The sequence below is a fragment of the Micromonospora sp. NPDC005087 genome (assembly GCF_042872965.1).
In the GTDB taxonomy this organism is placed as follows: domain Bacteria; phylum Actinomycetota; class Actinomycetes; order Mycobacteriales; family Micromonosporaceae; genus Micromonospora.
Genome location: NZ_JBIALB010000003.1, coordinates 491,658 through 506,617 on the forward strand (window position 1 = coordinate 491,658; position 14,960 = coordinate 506,617).

18 protein-coding genes are annotated in these 14,960 nt (G+C 74.4%); 15 read left to right on the forward strand and 3 right to left on the reverse strand.

What is annotated here, in order from left to right; all coding sequences use genetic code 11:
* Positions 1–27: 27 nt before the first annotated feature.
* The 3 genes from ACFYPS_RS10470 (at position 28) to ACFYPS_RS10480 (ending at position 3,573) form a co-directional block, all read left to right on the forward strand.
* Positions 28–1,056 carry a hypothetical protein gene (locus tag ACFYPS_RS10470; RefSeq protein WP_354964987.1) on the forward strand — a complete coding sequence of 343 codons (1,029 nt, stop codon included), beginning with the start codon at positions 28–30 and terminating at the stop codon, positions 1,054–1,056.
* A gap of 74 nt (positions 1,057–1,130) precedes the next feature.
* The gene (locus ACFYPS_RS10475) at positions 1,131–2,690 is read left to right on the forward strand and encodes an AAA family ATPase (RefSeq protein WP_387323888.1); all 1,560 of its coding nucleotides are present in this window, start codon (positions 1,131–1,133) and stop codon (positions 2,688–2,690) included.
* Between the two features lie 82 nt (positions 2,691–2,772).
* The gene (locus tag ACFYPS_RS10480; protein ID WP_354964985.1) at positions 2,773–3,573 is read left to right on the forward strand and encodes a DUF2567 domain-containing protein; all 801 of its coding nucleotides are present in this window, start codon (positions 2,773–2,775) and stop codon (positions 3,571–3,573) included.
* On the opposite strand, the gene ACFYPS_RS10485 is transcribed toward ACFYPS_RS10480, so the two are convergent.
* The gene (locus tag ACFYPS_RS10485; RefSeq protein WP_354964984.1) at positions 3,488–4,192 is read right to left on the reverse strand and encodes an LON peptidase substrate-binding domain-containing protein; all 705 of its coding nucleotides are present in this window, start codon (positions 4,190–4,192) and stop codon (positions 3,488–3,490) included. The genes ACFYPS_RS10480 and ACFYPS_RS10485 overlap by 86 nt on opposite strands.
* 105 nt (positions 4,193–4,297) lie before the next feature.
* Between ACFYPS_RS10485 and hisD the strand changes: the two genes are divergently transcribed.
* The 11 genes from hisD (at position 4,298) to hisF (ending at position 12,111) form a co-directional block, all read left to right on the forward strand.
* Positions 4,298–5,620 carry a histidinol dehydrogenase gene (gene hisD / locus ACFYPS_RS10490; RefSeq protein ID WP_354964983.1) on the forward strand — a complete coding sequence of 441 codons (1,323 nt, stop codon included), beginning with the start codon at positions 4,298–4,300 and terminating at the stop codon, positions 5,618–5,620.
* Positions 5,617–6,687, forward strand: a complete 1,071-nt coding sequence (locus ACFYPS_RS10495) for a histidinol-phosphate transaminase (RefSeq protein WP_354964982.1) — start codon at positions 5,617–5,619, stop codon at positions 6,685–6,687. The genes hisD and ACFYPS_RS10495 overlap by 4 nt, the downstream gene beginning before the upstream one ends.
* A complete protein-coding gene (gene hisB / locus ACFYPS_RS10500; protein ID WP_354964981.1) occupies positions 6,687–7,298 on the forward strand; it encodes an imidazoleglycerol-phosphate dehydratase HisB in 612 nt (203 codons plus the stop codon). Before ACFYPS_RS10495 ends, hisB begins: the two co-directional genes overlap by 1 nt.
* Positions 7,298–7,468, forward strand: a complete 171-nt coding sequence (locus tag ACFYPS_RS10505; RefSeq protein WP_354964980.1) for a hypothetical protein — start codon at positions 7,298–7,300, stop codon at positions 7,466–7,468. The genes hisB and ACFYPS_RS10505 overlap by 1 nt, the downstream gene beginning before the upstream one ends.
* On the forward strand, positions 7,465–8,097 hold the full coding sequence (hisH, locus tag ACFYPS_RS10510; RefSeq protein WP_354964979.1) for an imidazole glycerol phosphate synthase subunit HisH: 633 nt from the start codon (positions 7,465–7,467) through the stop codon (positions 8,095–8,097). Before ACFYPS_RS10505 ends, hisH begins: the two co-directional genes overlap by 4 nt.
* Positions 8,098–8,136: 39 nt before the next feature.
* Complete coding sequence (locus tag ACFYPS_RS10515) at positions 8,137–8,460, forward strand: hypothetical protein (protein WP_089019766.1); 324 nt, start codon at positions 8,137–8,139, stop codon at positions 8,458–8,460.
* 13 nt (positions 8,461–8,473) lie between these two features.
* On the forward strand, positions 8,474–9,199 hold the full coding sequence (priA, locus tag ACFYPS_RS10520) for a bifunctional 1-(5-phosphoribosyl)-5-((5-phosphoribosylamino)methylideneamino)imidazole-4-carboxamide isomerase/phosphoribosylanthranilate isomerase PriA (RefSeq protein WP_354964978.1): 726 nt from the start codon (positions 8,474–8,476) through the stop codon (positions 9,197–9,199).
* An 84-nt stretch (positions 9,200–9,283) separates the two neighbouring features.
* Positions 9,284–9,730, forward strand: coding sequence for a MarR family transcriptional regulator (locus tag ACFYPS_RS10525; protein ID WP_354964977.1), 447 nt, complete (start codon positions 9,284–9,286; stop codon positions 9,728–9,730).
* Between the two features lie 5 nt (positions 9,731–9,735).
* A complete protein-coding gene (locus ACFYPS_RS10530; RefSeq protein ID WP_354965122.1) occupies positions 9,736–10,167 on the forward strand; it encodes an organic hydroperoxide resistance protein in 432 nt (143 codons plus the stop codon).
* 45 nt (positions 10,168–10,212) lie between these two features.
* Positions 10,213–11,211 carry an NADP-dependent oxidoreductase gene (locus ACFYPS_RS10535; protein ID WP_354964976.1) on the forward strand — a complete coding sequence of 333 codons (999 nt, stop codon included), beginning with the start codon at positions 10,213–10,215 and terminating at the stop codon, positions 11,209–11,211.
* A 132-nt stretch (positions 11,212–11,343) separates the two neighbouring features.
* Positions 11,344–12,111, forward strand: coding sequence for an imidazole glycerol phosphate synthase subunit HisF (hisF, locus tag ACFYPS_RS10540; protein WP_354964975.1), 768 nt, complete (start codon positions 11,344–11,346; stop codon positions 12,109–12,111).
* A gap of 7 nt (positions 12,112–12,118) precedes the next feature.
* Here hisF and ACFYPS_RS10545 read toward each other — a convergent pair whose 3' ends face one another.
* Positions 12,119–12,580 (reverse strand): hypothetical protein, encoded by a 462-nt coding sequence (locus ACFYPS_RS10545; protein WP_089019770.1) that lies wholly within the window; start codon positions 12,578–12,580, stop codon positions 12,119–12,121.
* Positions 12,581–12,681: 101 nt separating this feature from the next.
* Positions 12,682–13,380, reverse strand: coding sequence for a hypothetical protein (locus tag ACFYPS_RS10550; RefSeq protein ID WP_354964974.1), 699 nt, complete (start codon positions 13,378–13,380; stop codon positions 12,682–12,684).
* 59 nt (positions 13,381–13,439) lie between these two features.
* On the opposite strand from ACFYPS_RS10550, the gene ACFYPS_RS10555 reads away from it, so the two are divergent.
* Entirely contained in the window at positions 13,440–14,894 is a 1,455-nt protein-coding gene (locus ACFYPS_RS10555; protein WP_354964973.1) for a PLP-dependent aminotransferase family protein, read from the forward strand.
* The last annotated feature ends 66 nt before the right edge of the window (positions 14,895–14,960 follow it).

Here is a 14,960-nt window from a genome sequence, read left to right on the forward strand (position 1 = left end):
CACCGATCCGACGAGGGGATCCCGCCCGTGCGCGCCGGCGACCTGCTGCGGCAGCTGGACCAACGGCTGCTGCCGCCGCTGACCCGGGCCGTGGCCCGGCTGGGCGACCGGTCGGCGCGGTCCGGGGTGCTCACCTGGGCCGCGCTGCTCTCCTCGGCGGCGGTGTTGGGCACCGCGGTCTGGGCCGTCGACGACGCTCCGGTCGGCGACCGGACCGTGGGCGAGGTGACCCGGGTCGGGGTGGTCGACGGCGACTCCGTCCCCGGCTACCTGCGGTCCGCCGCGGCCGACCTGGCCGCGCTGCCCACGGCGGCCCCGGCCACCGGGGAGGGGACCTACGCCCTGGTCACGCTGGATGCGTACCTGCCGCCGCAGCGACTGGCGGCGGTGCTCGGCGACGTGTCGGTCTCGACGGTGTTCGGGCGGGTCCCGCTGCCCGGCCGGCAGACCGAGATCGTCAAGATTCCCGCGCTGCGGGTGCCGGACGACGTGGTCGCCGGAATGGCGCAGGTGGCCGCCCGCAAGGACGCCGAAGCCGCGGACTACCGGGCGAAGGCCGCCGCGGTGAGCGGCGACGGCGCGGACGTGCGGGAGCTGCGCGAGCGGTACGCCAGCGGTGCGGCCGTGGCGGCGGCCGAGGCGGCCGGGTACCGGACCGGCTGCGCCTGCGTGTACGCGGCGGTGGTGCGGGCGGCGCCGGTGGCGCTGCGCGGTGTGGCGACCCGGCCGGACGTGCGGGCGGTCGACCCCGCCCCCGAGGTGTACCGGCTGGACCGCACGGTCTTCACGCCGCCACTGCCCGAGCAGCAGGACGTGGTCCGCCCGCCGGCCGACACCGGGCCGAGCGCGGAGCCGACCCCGGAGGTGCCGGTTGAGTCGCCGCCGGTCGCGCCGGTGCCCTCGGCAACGATGGGCGAATCGTCGGAACCCGCACCGGTCGTGACGATCCCATCACCCGAACCGTCGACGACCGGTCCCACCGAGTCGGCCCCGCCGAGCGTCACCACCTCGCCGGACGCCACCGGCACCGGGCCACCGACGCCCTCCCCGTCGTGATCTGCGCCGGGTGGTGTGCGTGCCGTGGTGTGGTCCGAATAGGGTTTCCTTCGTAGCCTGTCAGACGGAGATCGATGGCGCTGGGAGGGCGGGCCGTGGAGGGCAGTGAGACCGGCTGGGGCCGGCCGGCCGAACCAGCGCCGAGGTGGCGGGCGCTGCTGGACCGCGCCCGGCACGGCGCCCGCGCCCCCGAGCAGACCGAACCGGAGCGGCGAGCCGACGAACCGCCGCCGGATCCGTTGCCGCGGCGCGCGGCCCCCGACGGCTACGCCGGGCGGGCGTCGGCCATCGGGCATCCGGCCGAGCTGTCGTACGGCGCGGACCCGGGTTACCGGGCCGAGGCGACCTACCGGGTCGACCCCGCCTATCGGGCCGAGCCGGCGTACCGGCCGGAGCCGGACCACCGGGGCGAGCCGGGTTACCGGGCCGAGCCGGCGTATCGGGCCGAGCCGGCCTACCGCGCCGAGCCCGCGTACCCCGCTGAGCCGGCGTACCGTCCGGAGCCGGGCTATCGGGCGGAGCCGGCGTACCGGCCCGAGCCCGAGCCGCCGTCCCGCCAGGCCGAGCCGGTCGAGTCGCGTTACGCGATGCTGGACAACGGTTACCGGCACGGCAACCCGCCGGTGGAGTCCCGGTACGCGCTGCTGGAGACCGGTTACCAGCCGGAGACCGGCTACCCCGTGCCCCCGCCGTCCCCGTCCGCCCCGCCGGTCACGCCGCCGCCGGCCCCGCCGGTCGTCCCACCGCCCGCTCCGCCGATCAGCTCGGCCATCGCCGAGCGCGGCTACCCGCCGCGTATCGAATGGCGTCCGCAGGGCGTCGACCAGGAGTTGGAGCGGGCCACCGGGGTGCTCCGCCGCGACCTCGGCACTCCGCGGGTGTTCGCGTTCGCCAACCCCAAGGGCGGGGTGCACAAGACCACCGCGACGGTGCTCGCCGCGGCCACGGTCGGCAGCGTGCGGGGGCGGGGCGTGCTGGCCTGGGACGACAACGAGCTGCGCGGCACCCTCGGGCTGCGCGCCGGCAGCGCCCGGCACGCCCGGACCATCCGCCACCTGATCACTGAGCTGGCCCAGATCGAGATCCTGGAGGGCTCGACCCTGCTGGAGCGGCTGGACGACTTCCTGCGGCACGCCTCCGACGGCTCGTACGACGTGCTCGCCGGCGAGGAGAGCCCGCGCTTCGCCCAACGGCTGGACCAGTTCACCGTTCGGCGGGTGCTGGAGCTGCTGCGGCGTACCCACGACGTGGTCTGCGTGGACACCGGCAACAACGTGGAGAGCGCCAACTGGCGCACCGTGATGCAGGCCGCCGACCAGTTGGTGGTGACCACCGTGCCGCGTGAGGACGCGGCGTTCAGCGCCGACTGGATGCTCGACCTGCTGCACGAGGAGGGCATGGGAGAGCTGGCCGACAACGCGATCACGCTCATCTCCTGCCCCACGCCGGGCCGCTCCGCCCTGCAGGACGACCTGGAACGGCACTTCGCCACCCGTACCCGCGCGGTGGCCGTGGTGCCCTACGACCCGGCGCTCGAGACCGGGTCGTCGATCGAGTATCACCAGCTCCAGTCGGAGACCAGGCAGGCGTGGCTGCGCGCCGCCTCGGTCATGGTGGAGCCGTTCGCCCGCTGACCGGAGGCGGTGCGGTCACGTCATCGGGCGGGAGCGCGGATGACCGTGCACGGCCCGGGCGGCGAGCTGAGAGGATCATCGGGTGAACCCCGACAGCCCCGAATCCGACCGGCCCACGCCGCCCGGCGTCGAGTCGTCCGCGCCATCGACACCGGCCGACCCGGTAACGGACCAGCGTGCCGGCGGGGGGCCACCGGACGTGGACGCGGATTTCGGCGCCGTCCCGGCCGATCCGCCGCGCAGGCCGGCGCGGACCGGGGTGACGGTGGCCGGTGTCGTGCTCGCGCTGGCCGTGCTGGGTGCGCCGCTCGGGCTGCTCTGGGCCGCGCTCGCGCCCGACACCCCGGTGCTCAAGACCGCTGAGGGCGCGATCTACGCCGAGCCGCAGCCGGAGCAGCCGATCGCCGCGGACGGCTGGTTCAGCCTGCTCGGGCTCGCCTTCGGGGTGCTCGCGGCGCTCGGCCTGTGGTTCGTGCTGCGCCGCCGGCGCGGCCCCGTCGGGCTGATCGCCGCCGTGCTGGGCGCGCTGGCCGCCGCGCCGGTGGCCTGGCAGGTGGGTCGGCGGATCGGCCTGGCGACCTTCGACCGGCTGCTGGACACCGCCCCGGCCGGCCAGGCCTTCACCAAACCCGCCGACCTGCGGGCCGGCGGCGTCGACTGGTTGCTCGGCGTGCTGCCGGTGCCGCACGGCAACCTGCTGCTGCCGGCGTTCGGTGCCGCGATCACGTACACCCTGCTGGCCGGCTGGTCGCGCTGGCCGTCGCTGCGCCCGGAGCCGGAGCCCGACCCGACCGCGTTCAGTTGGGTGTCGGCGGGGACGCCAGCTCCGCCAGCGGCACCGGAACCGCCCGCACCTGACGCAGCAGAGCCGCCTCGCGGTTGAGCAGCCGCAGCTCGGCGCGGAGCCGGGCGGCGGTGTCGTCGATCGCCAGGAGCCGCTGCCGGTCGTCCACGGTCAGCGCCGCGGTCGCCGCCACGAGGTGGGAGAGCACGGTCGGGTCCTCGGGGAGCTGCTCGGAGATCTCCTCCGGGTCGGACCGGACCAGGCCCAGGTATTGCCGGAACACGGCGATCACCCGGGCGGCCAGCAGGTCGGCCACCTCGTCCGGCCCGGCCGGCTCGGGCAGCCACTCGACCTCGGCGGTCAGGTACGGCGCGGAGCTCTCGTCGACCTCGGCGATCCGGAACCGGCGCCGCCCGACCGTGACGATGTCGAAGCCCCCGTCGGCCAGCTCGGTCACCTGGCGCAGCTCGGCGGTGCAGCCGACCTCGTGCAGGGTGACCTCGCCGCCGGCGGGTGTGGGCCGGGCGCCGGGACCGGCCGGCGCCACCTCCCAGCCGGCCTGGATGGCGACCACCCCGAACTCGCGCGAGGCGCCCTCGGGCAGGCCGACCAGGTGCCGGACCAGGGCTCGGTAACGCTCCTCGAAGATGTGCAGTGGCAGCACCAACCCGGGAAAGAGCACCGTTGCGAGCGGGAACACCGGCAGCCGTGCGGTCACAGGTGGAGCCTAGCCAATCTCGCCCACGTCGGCGTGGCCCGGCTCACCGTCCCGGCGGACGGGCGGCCCGGGTGCGCTCCGGTCCGGCCGCCTAGACTCGCAAGGGTGCTGAATCGGATCGACCTGCGCAATGGTCTCGGTGACCCGCGCCGCCTGCTGCCCCGTGCCCAGCTCGACGTGTCGGTTGCCGTCGAGCGGATCCGGCCGCTCGTGGAGGCGGTCCGGGAGCATGGGTACCCGGCGATCCGGGAGGCCAGTGAGCGGTTCGACGGCGTCTCCCCGGAGGTGCTGCGGGTGCCGGTCGAGGCGATCGCCGAGGCCGAGGGGGTGCTCGACCCGGACGTGCGCGCCGCGCTGCTGGAGTCGATCAGCCGCGCCCGCCGGGTGCACGCCGACCAGCGGCGTACCGAGCACACCACCCAGGTGGTGCCCGGCGGCACGGTCACCGAGCGGTGGCTGCCGGTCGACCGGGTCGGGCTCTACGTCCCCGGTGGGCTGGCCATGTACCCGTCGACCGTCGTGATGAACGTGGTGCCGGCCCAGGCGGCCGGGGTGCGCTCGCTGGTGGTGGTCAGCCCACCGCAGAAGGACAACGGCGGCCTGCCCGACCCCCGGGTGCTCGCCGCGTGCGCGCTGCTCGGCGTCGACGAGGTCTACGCCGTGGGCGGCGCCCAGGCGGTGGCGATGCTGGCGTACGGGGCGGCGGTGGATCCGGCGGGCGACGCGCGCTGCGAGCCGGTCGATCTGGTCACCGGCCCGGGCAACATCTGGGTGACCGCCGCCAAGCGGCTGCTGCGGGGCGTCGTCGGCATCGACGCCGAGGCCGGTCCGACCGAGATCGCCATCCTGGCCGACGACACCGCCGACCCGGCGCACGTGGCCGCCGACCTGATCAGCCAGGCCGAGCACGACCCGCTCGCCGCGAGCGTGCTGGTCACGCCGTCGGTGGCGCTGGTCGAGGCGGTCGAGCGGGAGCTGGCCCGGCAGGTGCCGGCGACCAAGCACACCGAGCGGGTCACCACGGCGCTGACCGGCGAGCAGAGCGGCGTGGTCCTGGTCGACGACCTCGAGGCCGGGCTGCGGGTGGTCGACGCGTACGCGGCCGAGCACCTGGAGATCCAGACGGTCGACGCCCGCGAGTGGGCGCTGCGGGTACGCAACGCCGGAGCGATCTTCGTGGGTGCCTGGTCGCCGGTGTCGCTCGGCGACTACTGCGCCGGCTCCAACCACGTGCTGCCCACCGGCGGCTGCGCCCGGCACTCGTCGGGGCTGTCCGTGCAGTCCTTCCTGCGCGGCGTGCACCTGATCGAGTACACCCAGGCCGCGCTGCGCGAGGTGGCCCCGCACGTGGTCACCCTGGCCACCGTGGAGGACCTGCCCGCGCACGGCCAGGCCGTCCGGGCCCGCTTCCCCGGGGGGTCGGCGTGAGCTCACTCGACGACCTGCCGATCCGCGACGACCTGCGCGGGCTGTCGCCGTACGGCGCGCCGCAGCTGGACGTGCCGGTGCGGTTGAACACGAACGAGAACTCCTACCCGGTGCCGGAGCCGGTGGCCGACGCGATCGGCAAGGCGCTCGCGGCCGAGCTGCGCGACCTGAACCGCTACCCGGACCGGGACGCGGTGGCGCTCCGCGCCGACCTGGCCGGGTACCTCGGGCACGGGCTCACCGTCGAGCAGGTGTGGGCGGCCAACGGCTCCAACGAGATCCAGCAGCAGCTGCTCCAGGCGTTCGGCGGTCCGGGCCGCAGCGCGCTCGGCTTCGTGCCGGCGTACTCGATGCACCCGCTGCTGGCCCTCGGCACCGGCACCCGGTGGGTGCCGGCCCGGCGCGGCGTCGACTTCGGGTTGACCGCCGACGAGGCGGTGGCCCAGGTCCGTGAGCACCGGCCCGACGTGGTCTTCCTCTGCTCGCCGAACAACCCCACCGGCACCGCGCTGGCCCCGGCGGTCATCGCCGCCGTGCTGGACGTCGCGCCCGGCATGGTGGTGGTCGACGAGGCGTACGCCGAGTTCGCCCGGCCCGGCACGGTCAGCGCGTTGGCCGTGCTGCCGGGGCACCCGCGGCTGGTGGTGACCCGGACGATGAGCAAGGCGTTCGGCTTCGCCGGCGGACGACTGGGCTACCTGGCGGCCGACGCGGCGGTGGTGCAGGCGGTGCAACTGGTCCGGCTGCCGTACCACCTCTCCGTGCTGACCCAGGCCGCCGCCCGCGCGGCACTGGCCCACCGGGACGCCCTGCTCGGTACGGTGAGCGCGATCATGGCGCAGCGGGACCGGATCGTGGCGACGCTGCGTGGTCGGGGGCTGCGGGTGGCCGACAGCGACGCCAACTTCGTGCTCTTCGAGGTGGGCGGCGACCAGGGCGCCGCCTGGCGCGCACTGCTGGCGCAGGGGGTGCTCGTCCGCGACGTCGGCCTGCCCGGCTGGCTGCGGGTCACCGCCGGCACCCCCGCCGAGACCGACGCCTTCCTTTCTGCGATGGAGACATTCTGATGAGCCGGACCGCCCGGGTGGAGCGGATCACCAAGGAGACCAAGGTCCTCGTCGAGATCGACCTCGACGGCACCGGCACGGCCGAGATCAGCACCGGGGTCGGTTTCTACGACCACATGCTGCACCAGATCGCCCGGCACGGCGGCTACGACCTGACCGTGCGCACCGTCGGCGACCTGGAGATCGACGCGCACCACACCATGGAGGACACCGCGCTCGCCCTGGGCGCCGCGTTCGACCAGGCGCTGGGCGACAAGGCCGGCATCCGGCGGTACGGCTCGGCGACCGTCCCGATGGACGAGGTGCTGGTCCGGGCCGCCGTGGACCTGTCCGGCCGGCCGTACGTGGTGCACGACGAGCCGGCGCTGGCGCCGTACATCGGCCCGGTGTACCCGACCAGCATGACCCGGCACATCTGGGAGTCCTTCGGCCAGGCGGCCCGGATCACCCTGCACGTCGACGTGCTGCGGGCGTCCCTGCCGGGCGGCAACCCGGACGCGCACCACGTGGTGGAGGCGCAGTTCAAGGCGGTCTCCCGGGCGCTGCGCGAGGCCACCGCGATCGACCCGCGGGCGGCGGGCGCGATCCCGAGCACGAAGGGCGCTCTCTGATGCGCGTGTTGCCGACGCTGTTGCTGATCCTGGCCGGGGTGCTGGTGGGCGGGGTGTGGTCGCTGTACCGGCAGGGCGCGCCGCAGGCCGCGGTGGTGGTCACCGCGCTCCTGGCCGTGTTGGCCACCGCTGGCGGGGTGCTCTGGCTGCTCCCGGACTCGGGCTCATGACCGGCGTCGTGGTGCTCGACTACGGCTCGGGCAACCTGCGTTCCGCGGAGCGGGCGCTGGCCGCCGCCGGCGCGGACGTGCGGGTGACCGACGACCTCGCGGCCGCGGCCGCGGCCGACGGTCTGGTGGTGCCGGGGGTGGGCGCCTTCGCGGCGTGCATGGCCGGGATCGAGGCGCTCGGCGCCGGCCCGGTGATCGCCGAGCGGGTGGCCGCCGACCGACCGGTGCTCGGCATCTGCGTGGGCATGCAGGTGCTCTTCGAGCACGGGGACGAACACGGTGTGGTGACCAAGGGGCTCGGTCTGCTGCCGGGCGGGGTGACCCGGCTGGCCGCGACCCGGCTGCCACACATGGGCTGGAACACGGTCCGGGCGCCCCGGGACTCGGTGCTCTTCGCGGGCATGCCGGCGCAGAGCAGGTTCTACTTCGTCCACTCGTACGCGATGGGTGACCCGGCGGCGCTGGCCGCGACCGGCGCCACGGTGACCACGGCCCACCACGACACCGATTTCGTCGCCGCGGTGGAGCGTGGTCCGCTCTCGGCGGCACAGTTCCATCCGGAGAAGTCCGCCGACACCGGTGCCGCGCTGCTGCGTAACTGGCTCGCCACGCTGCCCAGTGGTGGCTGAGCGTCGTCGCCGCCCGGCGCTCGCCCGGCGGGGGTCGCGGTGAGCCGGGAACGGGCGCGCCGCCGGGCGGAACGCGAGGCCGAGCAGGCCCGGGAGCGGGCGGTCCGGCAGCGCCGGGTGGCCCGCCGGCAGCGTCGCCGGGCGGTGGTTCGCCGGTTGACGCCGCAGCTGCGGCGGGGCCGGTCCGGTCGGTTGGCCCGGCACACCCGGGGCGAGCGTGCCGCTATCGTGCTGCTCACCGGGGCGGCGCTGATCCTGATCTGGACGTTCGTCGACGATCTGGCGCTGCGCATCGCGCTGATCGTGCTGTTGCTGCTCGTACTGCCGGCGGTCGTGGTGATCGCCCTGGACCGCCGTACCTGATCGAGGAGAAGACGTGAGCCTCACCCTGTTACCCGCCGTGGATGTCGCCGACGGCCGGGCCGTCCGGCTCGTGCAGGGCGCCGTCGGTAGCGAGAGCATCTACGGCGACCCGCTCGACGCCGCACTGGCCTGGCAGCGCGACGGCGCAGAGTGGATCCACCTGGTGGATCTGGACGCGGCGTTCGGACGGGGCACCAACGCGCACCTGCTCGCCGAGGTGGTGCGCCAGCTCGACGTGCAGGTGGAGCTCTCCGGCGGCATCCGGGACGATGAGTCGCTACGTGCGGCGTTGGGCACCGGGGCGGCCCGGGTGAACATTGGCACCGCGGCCCTGGAGGACCCGGTCTGGTGCGACCGGGTGGTCGGGGAGTACGGCGACCGGGTCGCCATCGGGCTGGACGTGCGTGGTCGTACCCTCTCGGCGCGTGGCTGGACCCGTGACGGCGGTGACCTGTACGAGGTGCTGGAGCGGCTGGACAAGGCGGGCGCCAGCCGGTACGTGGTCACCGACATCACCAAGGACGGCACCATGCGCGGGCCGAACCTGGACCTGCTGCGCGAGGTGTGCGGCCACACCGACGCTCCGGTGATCGCGTCCGGCGGTGTGTCCACACTGGACGATCTGCGGGCGCTGGCGACCCTGGAGCCGCTCGGGGTGGAGGGTGTGATCGCGGGCAAGGCGCTCTACGCGGGCGCCTTCACGGTGGCCGAGGCGCTGCGGACGCTGGCCGAGGTGTAACAGCCACCCGGCTCGGACCGTGGTCACGACCGCACCGCGACCAGATCGGTTGTGCACAACTTAATTGTGGGCTACGGTTCAGCGGTGACCGATGACCTGGTGCTGCGCCGGCAGGTGTGCTTCGCGCTCTACGCCGCGTCGCGCGCCCTGACCGACGTCTACCGGCCGATCCTCGACCGGTTCGGCCTGACCTACCCGCAGTACCTGGTGCTGCTGGTGCTCTGGGAGCGCCCCGACGACGCCCCCACGGTCTCCGAGCTGGGCGCCGAGCTGCGGCTGGACTCCGGCACGCTCTCGCCGCTGCTCAAGCGGCTGGAGGGGGCGGGCCTGGTGGTGCGGCGGCGGTCGGCGCGCGACGAGCGACGGGTCGAGGTGGGCCTCACCGAGCAGGGCCGGGCGCTGCGGCAGCAGGTGGACGAAATCCCGCTGCAGATCGCCCGGGCCACCGGGCTCGACATCGCCGAGCTGGTCGCGCTGCGCGACACCCTCACCCGGGTCACCGACACCATCCAACGACAGAAGGAGCAGTGACCATCATGCAGGTGCTCTACACCGCATCCGCCACGGCCAGCGGCGACGGCCGGGACGGCCACGTCGAGACCTCCGACGGCACGTTCACGCTCGACCTGGCCGTGCCGAAGGAGATGGGTGGCGCCGGTGGCGCAGCGAACCCCGAGCAGCTCTTCGCCGCCGGCTACGCGGCCTGCTTCCACGGCGCGCTGCGGCTGGTCGCCCGCCGGGCCAAGGCCGACGTGACCGGCTCGGTCGTCGCCGCCGAGGTGGGCATCGGCCCGAACGGCAGCGGCGGGTTCGGGCTCACCGTGCAGCTCGTCGTCGACCTGCCCGCCGTGCCCCGCGACGCCGCCGAGCAGTTGGTCGAGCAGGCACACCAGGTCTGCCCGTACTCCAACGCCACCCGCGGCAACATCGACGTCGCGCTGACCGTCCGCGAGTCCCTGACCGCGTGACGTCGCGGACCCAGGCCCCGACCGCGACGAGAGGACGACCACCCCGTGACCAGCAACCGTGAGATCCACCTGGCCAGCCGCCCCCAGGGCTGGCCCGTTGAGGAGAACTTCCGGCTCGTCGAGACCGACGTCCCGACGCCCGGCCCGGGCCAGATCGTGGTCCGCAACCAGTACCTGTCGGTCGACCCGTACATGCGTGGCCGGATGAACGACGTCAAGTCGTACGTGCCGCCGTTCGCGCTCGACGCGCCGCTCGACGGCGGTGCGATCGGCGAGGTGGTGGCCAGCGAGGCAGCGGACGTCAGCATCGGCGACACCGTGCTGCACGGGCTGGGCTGGCGGGAGTACGCGGTGCTCGACGCCACCGCCGCCCGCCGGGTCGACCCGAGCCTGGCACCGGTCAGCGCGTACCTCAGCGTGCTGGGTATGACGGGCCTGACCGCGTACGCCGGGCTGCTGGAGGTGGCCGCGATGAAGCCCGGCGAGACGGTCTTCGTCTCCGCCGCGGCCGGCGCGGTCGGCAGCCTGGTCGGCCAGATCGCCAAGCTCAAGGGCGCCGGCCGGGTGATCGGCAGCGCCGGCTCGCCGGCCAAGGTAGAGCGACTGCGGGCGCTGGGCTTCGATGCCGCCTTCGACTACCACGACGGGTCGGTCCGCGACTCGCTGAAGGCGGCCGCCCCGGACGGCGTCGACGTCTACTTCGACAACGTCGGCGGCGATCACCTGGAGGCGGCGATCTCGGTGCTGAACCTGCACGGTCGGGCCGCCATCTGCGGCATGATCGCGCAGTACAACGACACCGAGCCACCGGCCGCACCACGCAACCTGGCGCTGGTCATCGGCAAGCGGCTCACCCTGCGCGGCTTCCTGGTCCGCGACCACGAGGACGTGCGCGAGGCGTTCGTCCGTGACGTCGCCGGCTGGCTGCGCGAGGGCCGGCTCTTCTACGACGAGACGATCGTGGACGGCATCGAGAACGCCCCGGCGGCGTTCCTCGGCCTGCTCCGCGGCGACAACCTGGGCAAGATGCTCGTCCGGGTGTAAGGAAGGGCCCCCTGTTAACGCCTGCGGTATAGGAAGGGCCCCTTCCTAACACGCACAGCACCAAACGGCACCCGCGGTGGCCGGCCACACAGGCCGGCCACCGTCGTGTCGCAGGGGGATAGGCTGGCGGGCATGACGGTGGCGGTGCGGGTGATCCCCTGTCTGGACGTGGACGCCGGGCGGGTGGTCAAGGGGGTCAACTTCCTCGACCTGCGTGATGCCGGTGACCCGGTGGAGCTGGCCGCCGCCTACGACCGGGCCGGCGCGGACGAGCTGACCTTCCTCGACGTCACCGCGTCCTCCAGCGACCGTGGCACGATGCTCGACGTGGTGCGCCGCACCGCCGAGTCGGTGTTCATCCCGCTGACCGTCGGCGGCGGCGTCCGGCAGGTCGCCGACGTCGACACGCTGCTCCGCGCCGGCGCGGACAAGGTCGGCGTGAACACCGCCGCCATCGCCCGGCCGGAGCTGATCGCCGAGATCGCCGACCGGTTCGGCCGGCAGGTGCTGGTGCTCTCCCTCGACGTGCGCCGGGCCCCGGCCGGCACCACGCCCAGCGGCTTCGAGGTCACCACGCACGGCGGCCGGCGCGGCACCGGGATCGACGCGGTGCACTGGGCGCAGCGGGGGGCCGAGCTGGGCGCGGGGGAGATCCTGCTCAACTCGATGGACGCCGACGGCACCAAGGCGGGCTTCGACCTGGCACTGATCGGCGCGGTACGGGCGGTGGTGGACGTGCCGGTCGTGGCCAGCGGTGGCGCCGGCGAGGTGGCCCACTTCGCGCCCGCCATCGGTGCCGGGGCGGACGCGGTGCTCGCCGCCAGCGTCTTCCACTTCGGCGAGCTGACCGTGGCCGAGGTCAAGGACGCACTGCGCCGCAGCGGCCACCCGGTGCGCTGAGCCCCCATCAGTGCCCTCCGGAGTGACCCTCCGGTGAACGCCGGGGTGTGGGAATCGAGCGGACCGCGTACTCCTGGACAGCCGCCGCGTGGTCGGCCTCGTCCAGGTTCCACTCGGCGCTGCCCGGCGCGTGCCGGCGGCTCAGCACGCCCTGGACGGTGTCCACCATGGTCGCCACACCGGCGCGTGGCCGGGAGCGCCAGAGCTGCTCGCCCTCGGCGGTGATCCGGAACCAGCCGTCGGCGACGCTGACCAGACCAGCGCCGACCAGCCGTCGGACGGCGGCCTCCACCTCGTGCCGCTGCGGGATCGCCTGGTTGAGGTGATCGGCGGTGGAGAGCACGTCGGCCAGGCGGACGCCCTCCGGACGGCGGCTGGTGGCGGACCGACGGTGCCGCCCGGCCCCGCTCGCGATCACCAGCGACACGAAGATCCAGGCGTCGGTCCAGCGCCAACCGTTCTCCCCCATGCAGAGATGATGACGGCGAGCGTCGCGGAAGGGAACACCAACCCACCAACCGACCGCCTCCACCACCGGCGCGTGCCGGTGCGCGGACCGTCGGTGAACGCTCAGCCCGCCGGGGCCACCGGCGTGACGGCTCCCGGCGCGGTGGCCGAGGGGTCGGGCACGCCGGGCAGTGGGTCGGGTGCCGCGGGGTGCTGTTCGGGCACCGCGAACAGCGGGATGAAGAGCTGCGCCAGCGGGCCGATGGCCAGCGCGTACGCCACGGTGCCCACACCGACCGTGCCGCCCAGCAGCCAGCCCAGCGCCAGCACGGTGACCTCGATGACCGTGCGCACCAGGCGGATCGAACGGCCGGGTCGGCGGGCCACGAAACCGGTCATCAGCCCGTCGCGTGGGCCGGGGCCGAGCCGGGCGCCGAGATAGAGACCGGTGGCGGCGCCGTTGGCGACGATCCCGGTGATCAGCAGCGCGATCCGGACGCCGAGCGGGCCGCCGGCCGGCAGCAGGGCCAGCGTGGCGTCCACCACCAGGCCGATCACCACCACGTTGCTGACCGTGCCGAGGCCGGGGCGTTGCCGCAGCGGAATCCAGAGCAGCAGCACCAGCGCGCCGACCCCGATGGTGACCGTGCCGAAGGAGAGCCGGGTCAGCTCGGCCAACCCCTGGTGGAACACGTCCCACGGGTCGAGGCCCAGGTCGGAGCGGATCATCAGAGCCATGCTGATCCCGTACAGGGTCAGCCCGGCGTACAGCTGGGCCAGCCGTCGCGCAGGCCGGTGCCGCAGATTGCCAATCAGTGCCATGCATGCCACCCTAGGTGCCAATCCTCCCGGAGGAAGAAGCCAATATCGGAGGAGTGGCCATGACAGCTCAGGTGCGCGGCGGCCAATTGGCCCGTCTGCTCGGGCAGTGGCACGCCCTACCGGGTCGTCGCCGCAGCCCCGACTACGCCGCCCTGGCCGGCGCGGTGCGCGGGCTGCTCGCCGACGGCCGGCTGCCGCTCGGCGTCCGCCTGCCGGCGGAACGGGAACTGGCCGAGGCGCTGCGGATCAGCCGGACCACGGTCACCGCCGCGTACCGGCAGCTGCGCGAGACCGGGCACCTGGCCAGCCGCCGGGGAGCCGGCAGCTGGACCATGCTGCCCGGTAACCACCGGGTGGCCAGCACCGGACTGTGGACCCCGCTGGACGACCGGGAGATGATCGACCTCGGCGTCGCCGCGCTGGCCGCCCCGCCGCAACTGCTGGCGGCCGCCCGCGCCGCCGCCGAGGACCTGCCCCGCTACCTGGGCGGGGCCGGCTACCACCCCACCGGGATCATCGAGCTGCGCGAGGCGGTGGCCGACGGGTACGCCGCCCGGGGCCTGCCCACCTCGGCCGACCAGATCATGATCACTAGTGGCACCCAGCACGCGCTGGACCTGGTGCTGCGACTCGCCCTGGCCCCCGGCGGCAGCGTGCTGGTCGAGTCACCGACCTACCCCAACGCGCTCGCCGCGCTGGCCGGCCGGCGCGCTCGCATCGCCACCCACGGCCTGGCCGCCGACGCCGGTTGGGAGTCCGACCTGCTACTGGGCAGCCTCCGGCAGACCCGACCCAAGCTGGCCTACCTGATCCCGGAGTTCCAGAACCCGACCGGGCACCTGATGCCGGCGTCGCTGCGCGAGCGGGTGGTGGCCGCCGCCCACGCCGTCGGCACCGACCTGGTCATCGACGAGTCCTTCGTGGACCTGCCGCTGGACGGCACCGAGCTGCCCCCGCCGACGGCCACCTTCGACCGGCACAGCCGGGTGGTCAGCATCGGCGGGATGAGCAAGCCGTACTGGGGTGGCCTGCGGATCGGTTGGGTACGCGCCTCCGCCCCACAGGTGCAGCGGCTGGCCGCCGTCCGGGTCGGCGTGGACATGGCCAGCCCGGTGCTGGACCAACTCGTCGCCGTGCACCTGCTCGCCGACGCGAAGGCCATCGTCGCGGACCGCCGCGCCCAGCTCGCCGCCCAGCGCGACGCGCTGCTCGGCGCGCTGGCGCACCGGCTGCCGGACTGGCGGATCACCGTGCCACGCGGCGGCGTGACGCTCTGGGCCGAACTGGACGGCCCGGTCTCCAGCGCGTTGGCCCGGGCCGCCGAGGACGTCGGCGTCCGGCTGGCGCCCGGCCCCCGGTTCGGCCTGGACGGCACCCTGGAGCGCTTCCTGCGGCTGCCGTTCACCCTGCCCGCCGCGGACCTCGTCGAGGCCGTCGGGCGGATCGCCGCAGTCCGCTACGACCTGGACCGCACCGGCCGGCAGCGATGGAGCGAGCCCGCCGTCATCGCCTGAGACCGTCGCCCCGAGCGCAAGCCCCGGCTGGGATCGCCGTCACGTCGTCGCGGGGGCCTCGCCGGT

Excerpts from the sequence above, each read along its gene's own strand:
- ACFYPS_RS10550 (WP_354964974.1), bottom strand. The coding sequence starts at position 13,380 with ATGGCACTGATTGGCAATCTGCGGCACCGGCCTGCGCGACGGCTGGCC.
- hisF (WP_354964975.1), top strand. The coding sequence starts at position 11,344 with ATGACGGTGGCGGTGCGGGTGATCCCCTGTCTGGACGTGGACGCCGGG.
- hisB (WP_354964981.1), top strand. The coding sequence starts at position 6,687 with ATGAGCCGGACCGCCCGGGTGGAGCGGATCACCAAGGAGACCAAGGTC.
- ACFYPS_RS10555 (WP_354964973.1), top strand. The coding sequence starts at position 13,440 with ATGACAGCTCAGGTGCGCGGCGGCCAATTGGCCCGTCTGCTCGGGCAG.
- ACFYPS_RS10545 (WP_089019770.1), bottom strand. The coding sequence starts at position 12,580 with ATGGGGGAGAACGGTTGGCGCTGGACCGACGCCTGGATCTTCGTGTCG.
- ACFYPS_RS10505 (WP_354964980.1), top strand. The coding sequence starts at position 7,298 with ATGCGCGTGTTGCCGACGCTGTTGCTGATCCTGGCCGGGGTGCTGGTG.
- hisH (WP_354964979.1), top strand. The coding sequence starts at position 7,465 with ATGACCGGCGTCGTGGTGCTCGACTACGGCTCGGGCAACCTGCGTTCC.
- ACFYPS_RS10475 (WP_387323888.1), top strand. The coding sequence starts at position 1,131 with ATGGCGCTGGGAGGGCGGGCCGTGGAGGGCAGTGAGACCGGCTGGGGC.
- ACFYPS_RS10530 (WP_354965122.1), top strand. The coding sequence starts at position 9,736 with ATGCAGGTGCTCTACACCGCATCCGCCACGGCCAGCGGCGACGGCCGG.